This is a genomic window from Mesorhizobium sp. M0514, from assembly GCF_040321145.1.
Classification (GTDB): domain Bacteria; phylum Pseudomonadota; class Alphaproteobacteria; order Rhizobiales; family Rhizobiaceae; genus Mesorhizobium.
Window position 1 is genome coordinate 1 of the sequence record NZ_JAMYQZ010000037.1, and the last position, 19,840, is coordinate 19,840.

General features: G+C 62.6%; 19 protein-coding genes and 1 tRNA gene. 10 read left to right on the plus strand and 10 right to left on the minus strand.

Annotated elements, in window-relative coordinates:
• Nucleotides 1-87 precede the first annotated feature (87 nt).
• A tRNA-Cys gene (locus NKI61_RS16805) sits at nt 88-161 on the minus strand.
• 130 nt (nt 162-291) lie between these two features.
• On the opposite strand from NKI61_RS16805, the gene NKI61_RS16810 reads away from it, so the two are divergent.
• Both NKI61_RS16810 and NKI61_RS16815 read left to right on the plus strand, forming a co-directional pair.
• Nucleotides 292-627, plus strand: a complete 336-nt coding sequence (locus NKI61_RS16810; protein ID WP_031198108.1) for an antibiotic biosynthesis monooxygenase family protein — start codon at nt 292-294, stop codon at nt 625-627.
• Nucleotides 627-1,517 (plus strand): alpha/beta fold hydrolase, encoded by an 891-nt coding sequence (locus NKI61_RS16815; protein ID WP_023727817.1) that lies wholly within the window; start codon nt 627-629, stop codon nt 1,515-1,517. The genes NKI61_RS16810 and NKI61_RS16815 overlap by 1 nt, the downstream gene beginning before the upstream one ends.
• A gap of 46 nt (nt 1,518-1,563) precedes the next feature.
• On the opposite strand, the gene NKI61_RS16820 is transcribed toward NKI61_RS16815, so the two are convergent.
• From NKI61_RS16820 to NKI61_RS16845, 6 genes are all read right to left on the minus strand, one after another.
• Nucleotides 1,564-2,178: a LysE family translocator gene (locus tag NKI61_RS16820; RefSeq protein ID WP_245259945.1), complete on the minus strand. Its 615-nt coding sequence runs from the start codon at nt 2,176-2,178 to the stop codon at nt 1,564-1,566.
• A gap of 107 nt (nt 2,179-2,285) precedes the next feature.
• Nucleotides 2,286-3,092, minus strand: a complete 807-nt coding sequence (locus tag NKI61_RS16825; RefSeq protein WP_023695543.1) for an ABC transporter permease — start codon at nt 3,090-3,092, stop codon at nt 2,286-2,288.
• Nucleotides 3,092-3,925: an ABC transporter permease gene (locus NKI61_RS16830; protein ID WP_352840102.1), complete on the minus strand. Its 834-nt coding sequence runs from the start codon at nt 3,923-3,925 to the stop codon at nt 3,092-3,094. Before NKI61_RS16830 ends, NKI61_RS16825 begins: the two co-directional genes overlap by 1 nt.
• A gap of 21 nt (nt 3,926-3,946) precedes the next feature.
• Nucleotides 3,947-5,062 carry an ABC transporter substrate-binding protein gene (locus NKI61_RS16835; RefSeq protein ID WP_023727815.1) on the minus strand — a complete coding sequence of 372 codons (1,116 nt, stop codon included), beginning with the start codon at nt 5,060-5,062 and terminating at the stop codon, nt 3,947-3,949.
• A gap of 83 nt (nt 5,063-5,145) precedes the next feature.
• Nucleotides 5,146-6,237 (minus strand): ABC transporter ATP-binding protein, encoded by a 1,092-nt coding sequence (locus NKI61_RS16840; protein WP_023684773.1) that lies wholly within the window; start codon nt 6,235-6,237, stop codon nt 5,146-5,148.
• 102 nt (nt 6,238-6,339) lie between these two features.
• Nucleotides 6,340-7,236, minus strand: coding sequence for a LysR substrate-binding domain-containing protein (locus NKI61_RS16845; RefSeq protein WP_352840103.1), 897 nt, complete (start codon nt 7,234-7,236; stop codon nt 6,340-6,342).
• Nucleotides 7,237-7,319: 83 nt separating this feature from the next.
• Between NKI61_RS16845 and NKI61_RS16850 the strand changes: the two genes are divergently transcribed.
• The gene (locus tag NKI61_RS16850; RefSeq protein WP_352840104.1) at nt 7,320-8,921 is read left to right on the plus strand and encodes a zinc-binding metallopeptidase family protein; all 1,602 of its coding nucleotides are present in this window, start codon (nt 7,320-7,322) and stop codon (nt 8,919-8,921) included.
• Nucleotides 8,922-8,940: 19 nt separating this feature from the next.
• A complete protein-coding gene (locus NKI61_RS16855) occupies nt 8,941-9,873 on the plus strand; it encodes a dimethylarginine dimethylaminohydrolase family protein (RefSeq protein ID WP_023711883.1) in 933 nt (310 codons plus the stop codon).
• Between the two features lie 324 nt (nt 9,874-10,197).
• On the opposite strand, the gene NKI61_RS16860 is transcribed toward NKI61_RS16855, so the two are convergent.
• From NKI61_RS16860 to NKI61_RS16870, 3 genes are all read right to left on the minus strand, one after another.
• Nucleotides 10,198-10,383, minus strand: a complete 186-nt coding sequence (locus NKI61_RS16860) for an FCD domain-containing protein (RefSeq protein WP_352840106.1) — start codon at nt 10,381-10,383, stop codon at nt 10,198-10,200.
• 211 nt (nt 10,384-10,594) lie between these two features.
• Nucleotides 10,595-11,017: a hypothetical protein gene (locus tag NKI61_RS16865; protein WP_023684778.1), complete on the minus strand. Its 423-nt coding sequence runs from the start codon at nt 11,015-11,017 to the stop codon at nt 10,595-10,597.
• Between the two features lie 129 nt (nt 11,018-11,146).
• Nucleotides 11,147-11,698, minus strand: coding sequence for a cytochrome c (locus NKI61_RS16870; RefSeq protein WP_352840107.1), 552 nt, complete (start codon nt 11,696-11,698; stop codon nt 11,147-11,149).
• 530 nt (nt 11,699-12,228) lie between these two features.
• On the opposite strand from NKI61_RS16870, the gene NKI61_RS16875 reads away from it, so the two are divergent.
• From NKI61_RS16875 to NKI61_RS16900, 6 genes are all read left to right on the plus strand, one after another.
• Nucleotides 12,229-13,743: a DUF2778 domain-containing protein gene (locus NKI61_RS16875; RefSeq protein WP_352840108.1), complete on the plus strand. Its 1,515-nt coding sequence runs from the start codon at nt 12,229-12,231 to the stop codon at nt 13,741-13,743.
• Nucleotides 13,744-13,917: 174 nt separating this feature from the next.
• Nucleotides 13,918-14,703, plus strand: a complete 786-nt coding sequence (locus NKI61_RS16880; protein WP_023742351.1) for a ThuA domain-containing protein — start codon at nt 13,918-13,920, stop codon at nt 14,701-14,703.
• Between the two features lie 103 nt (nt 14,704-14,806).
• Nucleotides 14,807-15,865 carry a Gfo/Idh/MocA family protein gene (locus tag NKI61_RS16885; protein ID WP_023742352.1) on the plus strand — a complete coding sequence of 353 codons (1,059 nt, stop codon included), beginning with the start codon at nt 14,807-14,809 and terminating at the stop codon, nt 15,863-15,865.
• Nucleotides 15,866-15,885: 20 nt separating this feature from the next.
• A complete protein-coding gene (locus tag NKI61_RS16890) occupies nt 15,886-16,287 on the plus strand; it encodes a GFA family protein (RefSeq protein ID WP_023670313.1) in 402 nt (133 codons plus the stop codon).
• Nucleotides 16,288-16,483: 196 nt separating this feature from the next.
• Nucleotides 16,484-17,149 (plus strand): hypothetical protein, encoded by a 666-nt coding sequence (locus tag NKI61_RS16895; protein WP_023670314.1) that lies wholly within the window; start codon nt 16,484-16,486, stop codon nt 17,147-17,149.
• A 7-nt stretch (nt 17,150-17,156) separates the two neighbouring features.
• A complete protein-coding gene (locus NKI61_RS16900; RefSeq protein ID WP_023747874.1) occupies nt 17,157-19,835 on the plus strand; it encodes an OmpA family protein in 2,679 nt (892 codons plus the stop codon).
• Nucleotides 19,836-19,840: the final 5 nt, after the last annotated feature.

The window sequence follows — 19,840 nt, forward strand, 5'->3', positions numbered from 1 at the left end:
CTCTCCTTGCAAAGGGCCGAAAGTGTAACCCATGTCTCCGGAATGAACTGTCACCCATCTCTCGGGAAGGGCATCAAAGAGATAGTGTGGAGGCCTGAGTGGGAATTGAACCCACTACGTCGGTTTTGCAGACCGATGCGTCACCGTCCCGCCCTCAGACCATGGCTCCTTGTGCATTGACCGCGACAGCTAGTCAACTTGGCCGGCCTCTGCTCGCAGGTTCGGACCGCGATCCGGCTGCCACCAGTCGAGATGTTCGGAACGCGGCTCGCGTTCAGGCGTTTGTTGCTGATGGCACCGACAACCCCGACCATTGCGCGCATCTGGCGCGGCAGGACCTTGCCCGACAAGGCCGACGCCTATGAGCGCTACAACTACGAGGTCGGTATCAAGCCGCTGATCGAGAAAGCGCTGGGCGTGCAGACTTTTCGCGAGGACACGCCGACGCATTCGGAATTCATCACCATCTCCTATTGGGAGAGCGTCGAGGCGATGGCCGCCTTTACCGGCGGCGATCCGCAAAGCATCCACCATCTCGACCGCGACAAGGAGTTCCTGATCGAATTGCCGAAGGGTGTCCAGGTGCTGCGAATCCGTTCCAGCCACGGAATGGTTGGCGGCAGCTGATGTTTGCGGGCTTTGACGCCAGGACCGTTCAAATGGAGGAGACATCGATCTTCGTCAGGGCCGGTGGCTCAGGGCCGCCGCTGCTGCTCCTGCATGGCTTTCCCGAAACGCATGTTATGTGGCGGGACATCGCCGTGGCATTGGCGCCGCACTTCAGCGTGGTTGCCGCCGATCTGAGAGGCTACGGACAAAGCGCCTGTCCGGCTTCCGGAGCCAATCATGCCGCCTATTCCAAACGAGCGATGGCGCGCGACATGGTGCAGGTTATGGACGTTCTCGGTTTCGACCGTTTCATGGTTGCCGGCCACGACCGTGGCGGTCGCGTCGCCTACCGGCTGGCGCTCGACCATCCCGAAACCGTGTCGAAAGTCGCCGTTCTCGACATCGTCCCCACGGCCTCCGCCTGGGATCGGGCCGATGCCAGGTTGGCGCTGGCCTTCTGGCCGTGGAGCCTGCTCGCCCAGCCGGAACCGCTGCCTGAGCGCCTGTTGTCCGCAGCACCCGACGCAGTTGTCGACAATGCGATCGCCGGCTGGGGCTCGGCTCCAGATGCTTTTCCCGCTGAGGTCAGGGCCGCCTATATCGAGGCGCTGCGTGATCCCGCCCATGCCCACGCCATCTGCGAGGAATATCGCGCCGCCGCAGGCATCGACCGCGAGCACGACGCGCAGGACCAGGCTAATGGCTGTCGCATCAGATGCCCGCTGCTTGCGCTCTGGAGCGGCGAGGGCGGGTTGGAGAACTGGTATGCGGAGGAGGGCGGCCCGTTGGCGATCTGGCGGCAATGGGCTGATAACGTCGGAGGCGGCTCGGTCAAGGGTGGGCATTTCTTCCCGGAAGAGCACCCCGAAGACACGGCTGCAAGGCTGTCGAGATTCTTCGCAAGCTGACTGCGGGCCGATTGCTAAAATCCGGGCCTGTGTGTTCCTGTGTCGACTATCTCAGATGGCCGAGGGATTGCAGGATCAAAGTGCTCGAAAGACCAAGCAGGGCGATACCGTAAAACCGGTCGATCCACACGGCGTTTGGCCCAGCCAGAAGCCTTGCAGCCCGCGCGCCAAGGGCTGCGTAAAACGTCAGCACAAACACATCGGCAAGCGCGGCGATAATGGCCAGGATGCCATACTGGATCGCGATCGGCTCATCCACGCGGACAAAATGCGGCAGGATCGCGGGGAAAAGCAGCCAGGCCGCCGGATTTGTGACCGCCACCAGGAAGCAGCGCCCAATGAGTGCCTTGGCTGAATGGCGTGTTTCGGGAAGGTTAGGGTTGAACGAAGGTCGGGATGCGGCGCGCAGGGTACCGATGGCGACGAAAAGCAGATAGCCCGCGCCGAACATCCTGAGAGCCGAGAGATAGAATTCCGAAGCCAGCAGAAGAGCGCCGAAGCCCAGCGCGACGATGCTGATAAGAACGAAATCAGACAGTACGACGCCGGCCATGCCGAGAAACGCGCGTCGAAAGCCGTAGCGGGAGCCGTTGGTGATGGCGAGCACGACGTCCGGTCCCGGAACCGCCATTCCGAGCACCGACACGAAGGCAAATGTCACCAGCGGCAGGTTTCCCATGACGCCGCGTAATGTACCCGGCGCTCACCGTCCGTAACGCCCTTCACACAGCGGCTTGGCTATCGCCGATTGTTGTTGGCCACCTTGGCTCAGTGCCCGCCGCGCATCTTCACCACCACAGTCCTCACCGCCAGCACCAGCACAGTGATGATGATCAGGATCACCGAGAGCGCGGCGATCGCCGGGTCGATGTTGTCGCGCAGGCCCATCCACATCAGCCGCGGCAGCGTGATGGCGTTGACCGAGGTGATGAACAGGGTGACGCCGATCTCTTCCCAGGACAGCACGAAGGACAGCAGCGCGGCGGTGACGATGCCGAACTTGATGTTGGGCATGATGATGCGCGTGGCGCGTTCCCACACGCCGGCGCCAAGGCCGCGCGCGGCAAGGTCGATGCGGCGGTCGAGCTGGCTGAGCGAGACCAGGATCAGCACCGTGGCGAAAGGCACCGTCATCACCGAATGCGCCATGGCGACGCCGAGCCAGGTGTCGTAGCCGAAGAACGAGCTCATGCCCGAGATCGACGTCAGCAGGAAGTAGAGCGTGATCGCCGAGACCACCGGCGGCACCACCATCGGCAACAGCACGAAGCCGACAAGGGTGGCCGTGAAGCGCGGCTGGAACATCCAGACGCCAAGGCTGAAGCACAGCGCCAGCACGGTCGAGATGACGCTGCTGACGATGCCGATGCGGACCGACAGCAGGATGGCGTCGAGCCAGCGCGGATCCTCGATCAGCGCGCGGTAGTGGCGCAGCGACAGTTCGCCCGTCGGCATAGCCAGCATGCGGCTTGGCGTCAGCGACACCGGGATGACCGCCAGCAGCGGCAGCAGCAGGAACAGCGCCACCAGCACGGCGAGGATCAGCGAGACGGGACCGGGGCGATAGGTCGGCATCAGATCAGCTGCTTCGGTCTGACATAGCGGAACAGCAGCGCCATGAGCGCGCCGACGAACAGCACCAGCACGACGCTGATCGCCGCACCCAGTCCCCAGTCGGGGCTTTGGAATATCCTGAGGTAGATCAGCTCGGCGATCATCACGCTGCGGCCGCCGCCGAGGATCGCCGGCGTGACGAAGAAGCCGAGCGAGAAGACGAACACGATCATCGCCGAACCGATGATGCCGGAGCGCGTCATCGGCACGAACACGGTCCAGAAGGTGCGCATGCGGCTGGAGCCGAGCCCGCGCGCCGCGAGCAGCACGCGCTCGTCGAGGCTGCGCATGGCGGAGGCCAGCGGGAACACCGCGAATGGGATCAAAAAATGCGTCATACCGACGATGACGCCGAACTCGTTGCGCACCAGCGCCAGCGGCTCGGAGATGAAGCCGATCGATTGCAGCCAGGTGTTGATCAGGCCGCGGTTGGACAAAAGCGCCACCCAGCCGAAGGCGCGGGTCAGCACCGAGATCCAGAAGGGGACGAAAATGCAGAATTCAGCGATTATGCGCTGTGCCGGGCTGCCGCGCACCCACACCATGGTGATGGCGTATGCCGCCGCCACGGAAACCACGGTGACGATCAGCGCGATGCGCAGCGTGCGGATGAACACAGACTGCACCAGGGCATCGGTGGCGAGCGCGCCATACTGGCCGAGCCCCGGTGTCGGCAAGGTGACGCTCCACTTGACGACGCCGAGGAACGGCCAGGCGTAGGCCAGCACAAGGAACAGCAGCAGCGGCGCCATCAGCACCGCCGCGCCCATCCTGTCGGAGAGGGTGCCTCTCATCGAAGCTCGTGCCCGGCCTGGTCAGGCCGAGATGATCTTGGTGTATTCGTCGAGTGCTGCCCCGTAATTCTTGGCGTACCAGTCCATGTCGAGCGCGATCTGCTTCTTCATGTTTTCGGGATCGACCGGGTTGATGCGCTTCTTGTCGGCGGGGATCAGCGCATCGGCGGCCGGATTGGCCGGACCCTGTCCGAGCTTGTCGAACATCACCAGTTGCTTCTCCGGATCCTGGGCGCTGGCGATGAACTTCATCGCTGCGTCCTTGCCGCCGGGGTTGCCCTTGAGCACGGCCAGCGCGCCGGGCGAAATCAGGCCCTGATCCCAGATGAACTTGATCTTGCCGCCCGAGTCCTGCTCGATCAGCGAGGCGCGGGTCGACCACACGATCGCCATCGAGGCTTCGCCGTTGAGCAGCACGCTCTGGCTCTCGGCGCCGCCGCCCCAGTAAGCCACGACGTTTTCCTTGAAGGCGGCGATCTTGTCATGCGCGCGCTTCAGGTCGAGCGGGTAGAGCGAGGTCGGCGCGATGCCGTCTGCGAGAAGTGCGGCTTCCCAACTCGACACGCCCCATTTGTAGAGCGAGCGCTTGCCCGGAAACTTCTTCACGTCGAAGAAGTCGGCCATGCCGGTCGGCGCGTCCTTGCCGTATTTCTCGGAATCATAGGCGATGACATAGGAGAAGAAATAGGTCGACGCCGCGTATTCCCAGCCGAACCCCTCGCGCATCTTCTTCTTGTCGACGACGGCGTAGTCGATCGGCTCGAGCGCACCCTGCGCGCCGAGCGTGATGGCCGAGAACGGGTCGACGTCGACAAGGTCCCAGGTCGGCGCGCCGCTCTTGAACTGTGCGGCAATCGCGCCTTCGGTCGGGCCCGAACCGTCCATCTTGACGGCGATGCCGGTCTCCTTGGTGAAGGCCTGGCCATAGGCGGCGTCATAAGCGGTGAGGGCATCGCCACCCCAGTTGACCAGCACCAGTTCCTTGGCCTGCGCAAACGCGCCGGTCGAGCGCAGCAGCATCGGCGTGCCGGCCAGCACGAAGGCTGCAAGCTGGGTGAATTGCCGGCGCGAAATCTCGCCGCGCACAGCCCGGGCGGATAGCGCGTCCATGGCTTGTTTTTTGCTTTGGTCTGTCATTTTAGTTCCCCTTTTTCGTTGTTGGTTCCGGTGGTTATGGCGCGCTCCAGATTCTTTGCTGGAAGACTTCGCCGTTCTCGTCGTCATCCTCCGTCCGGAAGGAGGAAACCCTTTTCCGCCGGCCAGGTCAGCCAGACGGAATTGCCTTTGCTCAGCGCCGCCGCCGCGACCTCGTTCGGCACCGAGACGGTCACCTTGGCGCCCTGGCGCGTCGTCAGATCGAGCTTGGTCGCCGCACCCAGATAAGTCGAGCCGATGGCGGTGGCGGCGATGCCATTCTCGCCGGTGGCGGCTTCGCGCGCGATCGACATATGTTCGGGCCGGATCGCCAATATGGCGTTGCCGTTCACCGCCTCGGCATTGCCGCGCAGCGTGATCGCGCGGTCTTCGCAGAGCGCGGTCGCGCCATTGTCGGCGCGCTTCACGCCCTTGAGCGGCAGCATGTTGATCTCGCCCAGGAACTCAGCGACGAAACGATTGGCCGGCCGGTCATACACCTCGTCCGGTGCACCGACCTGCAGCAATTTGCCATGGTTGAAGATGGCGACGCGCGACGACAGCGCCAGCGCCTCGCTCTGGTCGTGGGTAACGAAGACGAAGGTGGTGCCGGTCTCCTGATGCAGCCGCTTCATCTCGGCCTGCATCTGGCCGCGCAGGCTCTTGTCGAGCGCTGAGAACGGCTCGTCGAGGAGCAGCACGCCGGGTTCGAACACCAAAGCACGGGCCAACGCCACGCGCTGCTGCTGGCCGCCGGAAAGCTGCGCCGGCAGTTTCGTCTCATGGCCCTTGAGGCCGACGCGCTCGATCATCTCGGCAACGCGGCGCTTGATCTCGGCAGCCGATTTCTTGCGTACCTTGAGCGGGAAAGCGATGTTGGCTTCGACCGACATATGCGGAAACAGCGCATAACCTTGGAACACCATGCCGGCGGCACGCTGCTCGGCCGGCCGTTCGGTGATGTCGACGCCGTCGCTGAAAAGCCTGCCGACGGTGGGCTGCACGAAGCCGGCCAGAATCATCAGGAAGGTGGTCTTGCCGGAACCCGAGGGGCCGAGCAGCGTCAAAAACTCGCCGCGGCCGATATTGAGCGTCAGATCGTCCAGCGCCTGGAACGAGCCGAAGCTCTTGCCGATCCCGATTGCCTTGATCTCTGCGGCCCGGCCGGGTTGCTGCATCCTGCCTCTTCCTTGATCGTGGCTTGAGCGTAGGCAGGGCGCCGGCTCACCGCAACCGAATAGTTTTCGCCTGATCGGCAAATTTGATTCACGGATGGGAGGCTAGTACGGGCTGATCCGGTTCTCCGACAGCTTCGACCTCAACCACCCATTGAATGCTTCCAGCACCGGGTGGCTGGCCTTGGCATGTTCCGACACCAGGAAATACGAGCGCGGCGAGGGGATCGCGATGTCGAAGGGGCGCACCAGACGGCCTTCGCTCAGCGCCCGGCGGCTGGTCAACTCGTCGCCCATGGCGATGCCCTGGCCGGCGATCGCCGCGGAAAAAACGAGGTTCATGTCCGAGAAGAAGATGCCGCCTTCGGTGTCGGGGTTTTCCACCTTGGACAGCGCCAGCCAGCGCGCCCAGTCCTCGGTGTCGCCGAGATGCAGGAGATTGGCGCGCAGCACGTCGGCCGGTTTTGAAAAGCCGCCGACCTTGTTGAGCAGTGTCGGGCTGCAAAGTGGCGTGAACGAGATTTCGCACAGCAACTCCACCGAGCGGTTCGGCCAGTTGCCGACGCCAAAGGCAATGAAGGCATCGGCGTCCGGATTGCTGACATCGTCCAGCCGCCGCGGCGTCAGGATCGACAGCGCCACGTCCGGATACATTTTCCGGAACTCGCCGATATGCGTGCATAAAAACAGAGAGGCGAAGCCCGGCGTGCAGGAAACGGCGAACGAACCGCCGACGCCCGTGCCGGCCTGGCGCGTCACCGCATCGCCGAGCACCGTCAGCGCCTTTCTCACATCGGCGGCATAGCGCTGGCCGCGCGGTGTCAGCGCCACGCCCTTGCCGATGCGCTCCAGCAGGTCGAAGCCGAGGTCGCGTTCGAGGAGCCGCAACTGATGGCTGACGGCGCTGCGGGTCAAATGCAGTTCATCGGCGGCGCGCCAGACACTGCCGTGACGGGCAAAACTGTCGAGGGCGCGCAGCGCCTGTGTGGAAGGTATTCGCAAGAGGCCTCAGGTGAACCGAATTTGCATGAACCGGAAAAACATATCACTTTTTGCAATGCCGCTTCACTGCTTTCTTGGGCCGCATGGAGAAACCGGTGACGACCTCGGCGCAAGCCACCGCGCTTGCCTGTCTCGATAGCATCCAGCCGTCGCTGTCGGCGTGGACGCGCACCATTTTCGATTTCGGCGAAACAGCCTGGCGCGAATACCAGTCGGCGGCCTGGTATGTCGCGCGGCTGAAGCATGAGGGCTTTTCGGTCGAGGAAGGGTCGGCCGGCATGCCGACCGCCTTTTGCGCCCACTGGACGAATGGCCCGGGGCCGACCATCGGCATGTACGGCGAATACGACGCCGTGCCCGGCAACTGCCAGGACGCGGCAACGGTGAAGCGATCGAGGCCGGGCCTCGGCAGCGAGGCCGGCGGCCACACCGATCCGCATTCCGGGCTTGGCATTGCCGGCCTCGGCGGACTTCTCGCCACTAAGGCGGCAATGCAACGCCACGGCATCAAAGGGACGCTGCGCTTCACCGGCGAGCCGGCCGAGAAGGTCAGGGGCTCGAAGCCGATCCATGCAGCCAAAGGCTATTATGACGGCCTTGCCGGCATGATCTCGTTCCATCCCTTCTATATGCTGCCGCTCTGCAACACGGCGCGTTGGGACACGCATTGCGGCGCGGCCTACGCGATGATCTACCGTTTTGTCTGCGACGAACCCGAAAACTGGGTTCGCGCAAGCGATGGCGCGCCGATCCCGCAGGCGCACTCGGCGGTGCGGGCGCCCGGCGCCAATGACGCGCTGATGACGATGTACATGACCTCCAAGGCGCTGCGCGATTCCATGCTGCCTCACCAGGGCGGCTGGTCGATCAGCGAGGCGATCCTCACCGCCGGGCAGGCGACCGCCGACAATCTGCCGGCGGGGCTGGCCGAGATCCAGTACATGATCCGCGTGCCGACCATTGCCATGGCAGAGCAGGTCACCGCGGTGCTCGACCGTAATGCGGCCGCGGCCGCGGCGATCAGCGGTTGTCGCTATGAGCGCCATTGGGTGTCGAAGTCGAGGCCGGGCCTCGCCAATCACGCCATGGCGGGGATTGCCTATGAGGCGCTGTCCACCGTTGGCGCTCCGAGCTGGGACGAGGCGGCGAAAGCGATCGGTCGCGAGGTCCAGGTCAATGCCGGCGGCACCGCGACCGACAACCCTTTCATCGACCAGATGGAGCGGCTGGTTGCGCCGCAAGAGGCCGAGGCAATCCTGCGCCGCGATTTGCCTCCGTCGCAGATCAACTCGACCTCCGACGACTACACCGACATGTCGTGGCACACGCCGACCGCACGCTTCTATGTCGCCCGCCCGGCGCTGCGCTCGGCGAATGGCCATGCCTATCCATCCTGGGCGATGAACGCGCTGGGCGGTATCTCGGCCACCATCGACCCGATGGTCATTTGCGCCGCCAAGACGGTTGCGCTTGCAGCCCTCCGCCTGCTCGAGGACAAGGCCGCGCGCGATGCGGCCATGGACGAATTCGTCACCCGCAGCGGCGGCGGCATTGGTGGCTCCAACTGGATCGCGCCGCTTTGCGACTATGACCCGCCGATCAATTTCCGCTGGCCGGAATATGTCACCACCGCGCGCGGACGCGATTGGTGGATTCCGAGCAGCCAATCCAATCAAGCTGCATAGTCAAATCGAGGAGAACCTTATGACCGTCCATGATCGCATCATCGCCGAACCGTTCTCGCTGCAGCGCCGCAATCCCGCCGGCGGCACCAAGCCGCTGACATCATGGGGCTTTGCCAACGAGACCGACGTGCTGACAGACGTGTTGCTCGGCTCGCCAAACTTCCTGCGCCACCTCTCGACCAGCTCGCTCTCGCGCAAGCATTTGCGCGAAGCGCCCTGCAACGTTCAGATCGCCCAGGCGCAGCACAAGGACCTCGTCGCCGCCTATGAGCATTTCGGCGTCAACATCCACTGGCACGAGCCGACGCCGGAACTGCCGATGCAGGTCTATTCCAGAGACTCCAGCGTCATGACGCCCTACGGCGCCTTCATCACCGCCATGGCCAATTGGTGGCGGCGCGGCGAGAACTATGCCGCCATCCGCACCTATGAAAAGCTCGGCATCCCCATCTACGACATGGTCACGGCTGGCACCTTCGAAGGCGGCGACTTCAACGTCATCGAGGAGGGCGTGGTGCTGATCGGCTGCGGCGGCGCCCGCACGCAGGAAGAGGGCGCCCGCCAGGTGCAGGACTGGTTCGAAAAGGAAGGCTGGGAAACGCGCCTCGCCTTCATCGACGAATACTATGTCCATATCGACCTGATGGTGGTGCCGATCGCTGAAAAGCTCACCGCGGTGTGCCTCGCCTGCACCGAGCCCGGCATTGTCGACTGGCTGAAGGGCAAGGGCCACGAGATCATCGATGTGCCCTTCCAGGACACGATGGCGCTCGGCTGCAACTTCATGTCGCTCGGCAAGGACAGGGTGATCGCGCCGACGTCGAGCCAGTCGCTGATCGGCCAACTCAAAGCGCGCGGCTTCGAGGTTGCTGCCGTCGACATGAGCGAGATTTCCAAGACCGGCGGCGGCATTCACTGCATGGCGCAGGCGCTGAAGCGCGAGCCGGCGTAACGGCACGAATTGCCGCCGGGACCTGTGACGGACTGCTGCCAGATTTGACAAAACAGGCCTGGCAGAGGAAATTGATGCCATTAGAGGAGGGATTCTGTGAAGAAAACTTACGAAAAGCCGAGTCTGGCCAAAGCCGGCAAACTCGGATCGCTGGTCGCTTCAAACCCGTCGAAGCCCGCCCCCTGAGCGCAACCAGCCGCTGAAGGCCGAAATTCGGTCGTCCTGGTTATCGGCGACCGGATCGCGCTGTATGATTGATGGGAGCCCGCCGGCTTTGAACGGCGGGCTTTTTGCTTTGCGCCAGAGCGCTGCCGCGTCTGCCGGCTAGTCCAATCTGCCCGAACCTGAATTGAACTTGCTCCGGGCGTTTTCCAGATGCGCCCGCATCGCTTGGCCGGCCGCTTCCGGGTCGCGGCGCTCGATCGCCTCGAACACCGCCTGGTGGCCGGCAAAACTCGTGCGGTTTTCCACCTCGGTGTTGGCCACGTGGATGCGCGATTGATCAGCCATTCGAGCTAGCCGATGGCTTTAAACCAAGCCAGATTTCGCGAAAGATCATGCCCAAACAAAGCCATAGCGCGAAGACCACATGCGCGCCGCTCCCGCCCGCCCGGCGCTCAGGGAGTGGCTGGCGTGAGATGGCCGCGCTGACGACGGAACGAGATCGCCTCGTCTGGCCGGCCGGACTCGTGACGGCGTGGTCCGGCCGGAGTTCCATCTGCTATGCGGGTATCAATACGGCGATGCGATGCACGCCGACCTCCTTGCTTGTATTCGTCGCTTCATCGGTCTTGCCCTTGGAGCAGGTGTACATATCACCCGTCTTGAGCTTGAATTCCTTGTCCGCTTTCTTGATCGTGAATGCACCTGAGGTAATGGTGCACACCATGTCGTTGTCCATCACGGTTTGAGGAGCATGTGCTCCGGGCTGAAACACAACGTCGATAATTGCGATGCTCTTGTAGGCGGGAATGTCTGCATTGCCGGTGCCGACCTCCACCACCCTGACACCGGGCGCAATCTCCTTGCCCTCTTTCGGGCCGTATTTCTTGATTTTTGCCGATGCCGCCAAGGTGAACAAAGGCGCTACCGCGGCGGTCGTCAGACCGAGGGCAATTGCAGACCTGCGATTCATGGTTTTCATTGCATCCTCCCGATGCTCGTCATGCATGGATATGCACGACCGGCGATATATTAGCACAAACGAATTTACTTGTATGCAAAGTGACTGTGGCGCAGGCCAGCAAGAAATGCTCCGCCGGATAATGTCGCTTCACTGTACCTTTTGCCGGAATTTCGAATGACAGGTCGAGCAATCCTGCAGGATGAGATGCAGGATATGCTCCGCCGGCAGTTTGGTCGGATCGGCTTCCTCTGGAATCGAGCGCTTGCCGAGCAGGCTGCCGCCGCCCATCGCCAGGCCGGTGCCCATGCGCATGTCATCGGTGATGACGGCCGGCGCGCTTTCGGCCTTGGCGGCCAGAGCGTCGGCCAGCGTTCCGATATGATTTGCCAGGGCCTCGAATTCCGCCCGTGACTGATCGATCTCCAGCCTGGCCTGCGAAGGCGGTCCAAGCGAGCCGCTCGGAAATTCGGCAATCAGGGCAGGGCCGGTGCGCGCGCGCAGCGTGTCCGCTGCCGCCTTGAAGGCTGCCGCGTCATAGGCTTGCCTGCGGTCGAACATGCCGTCAATGGTTTTCGCAGCCGCCGCCATCTCCTTCATCGACGCCTGGCGGGCCGCGACGATCGGTCCGCTGCCGACGGAGGCGCCCATCGTAAGGGCACAGACCAGCCACAGCAGCGCCGCTTTCACAGTCCATCTCACGGCGCCATGTCCTTGCCTCATCCATCCGTGCTCAGCCAGCCGCAGCAGGGGTTCGAGCTGCAGTCGGATTCTTCGGTCGTGATGCCGGTTCTCGTCGGCGAATTTCCGTCGCCGGAGGTCTCCGTCTCTGAGCAGATAGACCTTCCAGCCACCGGAAGGTCAACTGATTGAGAAGGCCGATCAGCGGGCAATCAGCACAGGCTTGCAGCAGGCTGACGCAGCGTTTCCTTGACTTGGATCGCAAAAACGGGCAGCAAGGCGGGGGTGAGGGAGAGCATTCTACCGTGGCGCAGACCATGGAGTGCTCTTTTTTTCGTATCAGGCGCCGCATAATCGGTGGCTGATGGAGGGATTGGTTAACCAACTTTGTCCATCTTTTGATTCAATCGGCAACAGAAGCGAAAGGTGCAGGGGGCACCAGCGAACTGTGGATGTCACGGATGCGAGGGTCGCAAGCCTGCATGCCGATTGAGAGTGGTTGTATGGCGTTTTTGCGTTTGAAAGACCGGGGCGATACTCCTGAACGGGGTTTGACTTCGAAGAGATCCGGCCAGCGCTGGGTGGTGGTGCCGGTTGTCGGCGCGGCCTTGGCGCTGTGGTCGGTGGCAACCATGGCCGGCCTCTATTCGCTCGGTACCTCGCTCACCGCAGCCTCCAACAGCCTTCCGCACAGTCTGCTTCTGCCGAACGCAGCACTTGCCGATTCGCGCCGCAGCCTCGCCAATTCGTGGGCGCCTCGGCTTTCGGCGCAAAAATCACAGGCCTCGCTGCTCAGCCAATGCGACGCCGGCTGCGCGCAAGCCGCCGCGAACTTCGCGCATGACGGCAAGATGGCGCGGCTGAAGCCGGCCGCGCACGCTGTGGCCCCGAGCATTGTCGCCTCAAACATTGCGCCAAACACCAGCGTCGCTCTCGCCACTTCGCGCGGCATGCGCTTCGACGGCGTGGTGGCCAAGGCAGAACTGTCGCCGCAAAAGCTGGCTGCCGCCTTCGCCAGGGCCTCGAATGCGCCGTTCATGCTTGCCAGCCTTCCGGTCGCTGCCCGTTTCGCCGAAGTCCGGCTGCCCGATCAGCATGGCCCCGCTTCGGAACGCTTTGGGCTGGAAGTGGCTGAGATCGAACGCTCATCGCGCCTGGCGCTGGCGCTGGCCAACAGCTTGCCGGAAGACGCTGACATGCTGGCCCCGCCGCCGGCCGTTGAAGCAATCGCCGGAGGGCAGGATCCTGAGCAGGCCGAGGTTCAGGTCGCTTCGCTGCCGCCGCAGGACGATCTGCCCGACAACATTGCGTTGCCGGGTTGGCGTCCACGCGCCGAAACCGCTCAGCCTGCCGAGGCTCGGCAAGCCAGCAAACCCAGGGCAGCCAAGCCACAGACCGACAGGGCGGCCGAGAGCCCCGCACCCCAGTCGCCGGGCAATTCGTCGCCGCGCTCGCCACGCAGTACTTCGGAGGTTGCCGCACTGCCTGGCGTGCCAGAAAGCCAGAGCATCCAATCAAGCCGGATCAAACCTGGCAAACGGTCGAAGACACAGGCCGGCGAGATGCTGGCCTATGCCAAGCCGGACGTCCCGGCGGGCGGTGTCGGTCGCGCCTTCAAGGATCTGTTCGCCACGCCCGGAATGGGCGGCGGCGTCGCCGTCTACGACATCTCGGCCAAGACCGTCTACATGCCGGACGGCTCGCGGCTGGAGGCCCATTCGGGGCTGGGTTCGATGGTCGACCAGCCGCGCTTCGTGCACAAGAAGAATGTCGGCCCGACGCCGCCCAACACCTATGATCTGCGTCTTCGAGAATCCCGCTTCCATGGCGTCGAGGCGCTCCGTCTCACTCCCGTCAGCGGCGGCAACAAGTACGGTCGCGACGGCCTGCTCGCCCACACCTACATGCTGCGCGGCGGCCGTGCGGAATCCAATGGCTGCGTCGTCTTCAAGGACTACGCCCGCTTCCTTGCCGCCTACAAGAAGGGCAAGATTAAGCGCCTCGTCGTCGTGCCGCGCCTGACCAAGCCGCTGACGCGGGTCGCTCAGGAAGGCCGGGGAGCGTAAGGCAGTAGGCAGTAGGCAGTAGGCAGTAGGCAGTAGGCAGTAGGCAGTAGGAGCGTCCATCGCCTGTTGATTGTTTTTCTGCCCCTATTGCCTATTCCCCACTGCCTATTCCCTTTTCACCCCCAGGCAGACTACGAGTGACCCCTGCGGGTCGGCTTCACCACGAGGACATCCATGACAATACGCGCTGTCGTTTGGGGCGAGAACATCCATGAGCGGACCAATGAGGTGGTCGCAGCCCTCTATCCCGAGGGCATGCACACGACCATCGCCAAGGCGCTGAATGCCGACAAGGCGATCTCCGCCTCGACCGCCACGCTCGAGCAGCCGGAGCACGGCCTGCCGGCCGACCGTCTGGCCGAGACCGACGTGCTGGTCTGGTGGGGCCACAAGGATCATGGCGCGGTGGCCGACGAGATCGTCGAGCGCGTCGCCCGCCGGGTCTTTGAAGGCATGGGGCTGATCGTTCTCCATTCCGGCCATTTCTCGAAAATCTTCAAGCGGCTGATGGGCACGCCCTGCACGCTGAAATGGCGCGAGGCGGGTGAGCGCGAGCGGCTCTGGGCGACCAGTCCCAGCCATCCGATCGCCGAAGGCGTCGGCGAATATTTCGAGCTCGAGAATGAAGAAATGTATGGCGAGCAGTTCGCCGTGCCCGAACCGCTGGAGACCGTCTTCATCTCCTGGTTCCAGGGCGGCGAGGTGTTCCGTTCTGGGCTGACCTATCGCCGCGGCGCCGGCAATGTCTTCTACTTCCGCCCGGGCCACGAGACCTATCCGACCTATCACGACGCCAATGTGCACAAGGTGCTGCGCAATGCGGTTAAGTGGGCGCACAATCCGCAGGGCACCAAGTCGGCGATCCTTGAGGCGCCGAACGTGCCGGTCGAAAAGGCGCTGGAGCCGATCGTCGAGCGCGGCGGCAAGCTGCACGTTTCGGGCGAGGCCGGCTACCGCTAAAGCAAAGTCCAGGAAAAAAGGCGTAGCGGCTTTCCGCATGGGTTTCCTAGACCGTATCTGCGCCATATGATTGAATCGAACCAATTCGCTCGGAGTGCAGAGAATGCGGCTTTTGATACTGGGTACCGGCTGGATGGCGCAGGAGCATGCCCGCCGTTTCGGCGGCATCGACGGCGTCGAGATCGTCGGTGCTGCCGACGTCGATGAAAAGCGCGTGGGCGAATTCGCCGACGGGTTCAAGATATCGAAGCGATTCACATCGCTGGAAGACGCGCTGGCGTGGGGCGAGTTCGATGCGGTCGCCAACGTCACGCCCGATCGCATCCATCATCCGACGACCATGGCGCTGATTGCGGCCGGCAAGCCGGTGCTGTGCGAAAAGCCGCTGGCCGAAGACTTCGGCAAGGCAAGCGAGATGGCCAACGCGGCTGAGGCAGCCGGCATCGTCAACATGGTCAACCTCACCTATCGCAATGTCGCTGCCTTGCAGAAGGCGCGGCAGATGGTGCTGGCCGGCGAGATCGGCACCGTCCGCCACGTCGAGTCCTCCTATCTGCAGAGCTGGCTGGTGTCGAAATTCTGGGGCGACTGGCGCGCCGACCCGAAATGGCTGTGGCGGCTGTCGCGCGACCACGGCTCCAACGGCGTGCTCGGCGATGTCGGCATCCACATCCTCGATTTCGCCAGCTATGGCGCCGCACTCGACATCGACCACGTGTTTTGCCGGCTGCGCACCTTCGATAAGGCGCCAGGCAACCGCATCGGCGAATACGACCTCGACGCCAATGACAGCTTCGCCATGACGCTGGATTTCTCCAACGGCGCCTTTGGCGTCGTTCACGCCAGCCGCTGGGCGACCGGCCACATCAACGAATTGCGCCTGCGCATCTATGGCGACAAGGGCGGCATCGAAGTCGTGCACAATCTCGAGGGTTCGGAACTGAAGGCGTGTGTCGGCGAGGATATCGAGAACGCCAAATGGCAGGTGCTCGACGCCGGCACGGTGCCGACCAATTACCAGCGCTTCGTCGATGCGGTTCGCAGCGGCGTGCAGGCCGAGCCTTCATTCCACCATGCCGCCGAACTGCAGAAGGTGCTGGATCTAGCCATGGTTTCGGAACAGAAGCGGACGGAACTGAGGGCCAGCGCCGATACGCAGTGATGTGAAGGGAGGAAGAAACAATGGTCACGCGCCGCGCGCAATGTCTCTGCGGCCAGCTTTCAGCCGTCTGTTCGGGCGAGCCGGTGCGCATCTCGGTCTGTCATTGCCTCGACTGCAAGCGCCGCACCGGCAGCGCCTTCAGCTACAATGTCCGGTTTGCGCAAGCTGATGTATCGATCGAGGGACGGGCGAAGCAGTTCACGCGCACCGGCGACGAGGGCGGCCGCGTCATCTACAATTTCTGCCCGGAGTGCGGCGCCGCCGTCCACTATCGCATCGACACGCAGCCCGGTGTGATCGCCATTCCCGTCGGCGCCTTCGCCGACCCGTCGTTCCCGCCGCCATTTCAGTCTTTTTACCACGAAAGCCGGCGCTGTGAGTGGGTCGAGATCAATGCCGAGCCGCTGGCGACGTTCGACTGAAGGCCGCTTTTTGGATACCCGGAACCGTCCGCACGCTCCGCGCCTTCAAGAGGGCATCGCCCCTGATTGCCATTGCCGGGCCGTTAGCCATCGCGCTCGGCTGCCCCATGAATAGGCATAAGTCAAGACGAATCCGGCTTGCGGCCCGATTGCTGACATGCTTACCTGACGGCATGTGTTCAATGGGGGTATATGGATGGCTAAGGAATCTTCGAATTCCGCTTCTTCAGAAAAGAAGGCGGACGTAAATCTGATAGGTAACACAGAAGGAAACGGGCTGAACTTCATGGGAGTTCAGGCCCGCGAAAACGGAACCGCCGGCGACGCCGTCGGTGTCGACAAGATCCGTGACCTGCTGTTCGGCAACCAGATGCAGGACTATGACCGCCGCTTTTCCAAGCTTGAAGAACGGGTGTTGCAGCGCTTCAAGGATGTTGAATCCGAGGCCAAGCGCAATCTCGAAATGTACGAGTCGAATGCAAAGAAGCAGATCGATTCGCTTGCAGGGCAATTGCGGAGCGAAAAAGATTCACGAGCCGATGCCGACAAGGAGATCGACCGGAATCTTCGCGAGCAAAACCAGGCTCTTGAAAAGCAGGTGCGCACGTTGTCGGATCAGTTAAGCGCGCTCGAGCGCGATGTTTCGGACCGGATAAATCGAAACGATCATTTGCTGCGTGAGGAAATCAAGCAGAAGAATGAAGGCGTTCAGATGCTGATCGAGAAGATGTTTGCCGACCTCAGCAACGTCAAGACCGACCGAAATCTTTTGGCTGGCCTGTTTGTCGAGGTTGCAAAGTGTCTCAATCAGGATCCCGTCGGGAGCAAGAGCAACTCGGACCGTAGCTGGAAAGTGAGTTGATGGGACCTTGACGTCCACCGTCGACCCATTCAACCTTCCGCAAAGAACAGCCTCGAACGATACAGAGATTGATCGCGAGGCTCTGGCTCGTCTTTTGATCGAAATTGCCCGGAACGTTGATCCGGACTACCGTGCGCAGTTCGAGGCGGTTCCAACCGCCGATCCGCGCATGGAAACGCTGCGGCAGTTGCTGGTCAGCCGCGAAATCTCCGAGCTTTCACGCGTCACGCATCTGCTCGACGAACCCGAGCAGCTTGCGGCGGCCGTGGGCGACGTTCTTCCCAGTGCTGCCGGACGAGCGCCTTACGCGCAACTCGGCGAGGCGCTTGCGCCAGCTGTCGAACGGGCTGTGCAACGGTCGATCCAGAAGAGCCCGCGCACGCTGACGGACATATTGTACCCGGTGTTTCTGCCGGCAATTCGCAAGTCGATCGGCGAAAAGATCGACCAGACCTTTCAGTCGCTGAATGAAACTCTAAGGCACATATTCACCTGGCACGGGCTCAAGTGGAGACTTGAAGCCTGGAGAACAGGGGCAAGCTTCTCGGCAGTTGTTCTGAAGCATTCCCTTGTCTACCGTGTGGAACATGCGTTTCTCATTCATCGGAATTCCGGCCTTTTGATAACGCATGTAACGGCCGACAATGCAACGAGCGAAGATCCTCAGCTCATTTCTTCGATGCTCAGTGCGATTCAGGATTTTGTAAAAGACTCATTTAACGAGAAAGAGCAGAGCGGCCTGGACACAATCCGTTTCGGCGAGCTTCGTCTCTGGTCGGAAGTTGGACCGTTTGCGACCCTGGTTTCGGTGATCCGGGGAAATCCGCCGGAGGAGTTGCATGAAATCGTTCGCGATGTGTTGCTTCGCATCCATGAGCAATCCTCAGAGGCTTTAGAGCAGTTCGACGGCGACGGTTCGCAGCTGGCCTCCGTAGAGGCGCAGTTGCAGACCTGCGTCGAGCTCAAGCAAGAGGAATCAAACGACGGATTTCCGTGGCTGGTGGCGGCCGTTGCCCTGTTGCTCTTGAGTCTGGCAGGCGTTTGGTACTTTCTTTCCTGGCAATCAGCGCAGCGCTGGCAGGCTTACGTGTCGCGCTGGCAGGCTTACGTGTCGCGAGTGGAGGCCCAGCCGGGCATCATCGTTGCCGAACAGCAGGTACGCGATGGCCAGTTCTATATTGCCGGCCTGAGGGACCCGCTTGCCGTCGACCCGCAGTCGCTGTTGTCAGGCACGGGAGTCGATCCGGCCGGGGTTCATTCGCAATGGCAATTCTATCAGAGCCTCGAGCCGGAGTTCGTGCTGAAGCGGCTGACGGCGTCGCTGGCTCCGCCGGATTCAGTGCGATTTTCGATCGTCGATGGTCGCGTCGTCGCCGAGGGTGAGGCTCCCGACACCTGGATCAGCCGGGCGCGCGCGGCGGCCCAGCAGCTTTCGGCAGGCGGGCCGGTCTTCGACATCTCGGGGGTTCGTGACGTAAGCCCCGAAGTGCGCGCGGCGCAGCGCTGGCAGGCTTATGTGTCGCGACTGGAGACCCAGCCGGGCATCATCGTTGCAGACCAAAAGATAAGCGACGGCCAATTCTATATTGCCGGCCTGCGAGACCCGCTTGGCGCCGATCCGCAGTCGCTGTTGTCGGGAACAGAGGTCGATCCCGCCCGGGTTCATGCGCAGTGGCAGTTCTATCAGAGCCTTGAGCCGGAGTTCGTGCTGAAGCGGCTGACGGCGTCACTGTATCCGCCGGAAACAGTACGACTTTCGATCGTCGATGATCGCATCGTTGCCGAGGGTGAGGCTCCCGACACCTGGATCGATCGCGCGCGCGCGGCGGCCCGGCAGCTTTCGGCAGGCGGACCCGAATTCGACATCTCCAAGGTTCGTGACGTGAGCCCCGAAGCACGCGCGGCGGAGCACTGGCAGTATTATGTGTCGCGACTTGAGGCCCAATCGGGAATCATCGTCGCCCAACAAAGCGCGAGGGGCGGACATTTCTACATTTCCGGCTTGAGAGACCCGCTTGCCGCCGACCCGCAAGCCCTGCTGTCCGGAACGGACGTTGATCCTGCCCGCGTTCATGCACAGTGGCAATTCTATCAGAGCCTTGATCCGAAGTTTGTGGTGAAGCGGCTGACGGCGGCGCTGTCCCCGCCGAAAACCGTTCAGCTCTCGATCATCCAGGGTCGCATCGTGGCCGTGGGTGAGGCTCCTGCCGGTTGGATCAACCGGGCGCGGGCCGCCGCTGAACAACTTTCGGCGGACGGAGTGGTTCTGGATGTCTCGCAACTGCGTGAGCTGAACCTTGCAGAACTTAATCATTTGAGGCAGGCCATCCAGACGACCGATATTTTCTTCTCTTCCGGCAAGGTTGTGCCGGGACCGGAGCAGACGCCGGTTCTCGACAGGTTGGCGGATCAAATAAAGGAATTCGCCCAGAGTGCCCGCAATTCCGGCGTAACGGCGCGGTTCATGTTGACCGGGCATTCGGACACCACGGGCCGTGAGACGGCCAACGCGTCGATCAGCGCCGCCCGCGCCGAGACAGTTCGTGCGCTTCTCAACAAGCGGGGCGTCGCTCCCGAATTGCTGCTGGTTCGGGGCGCGGGCACTTTCGAGCCGGCTGTACCTGAAAACAGTCTAACCGGTAGCTCCACCAATCGCCGGGTTTCGATTACCGTAAACCTGGACTAGCGGAG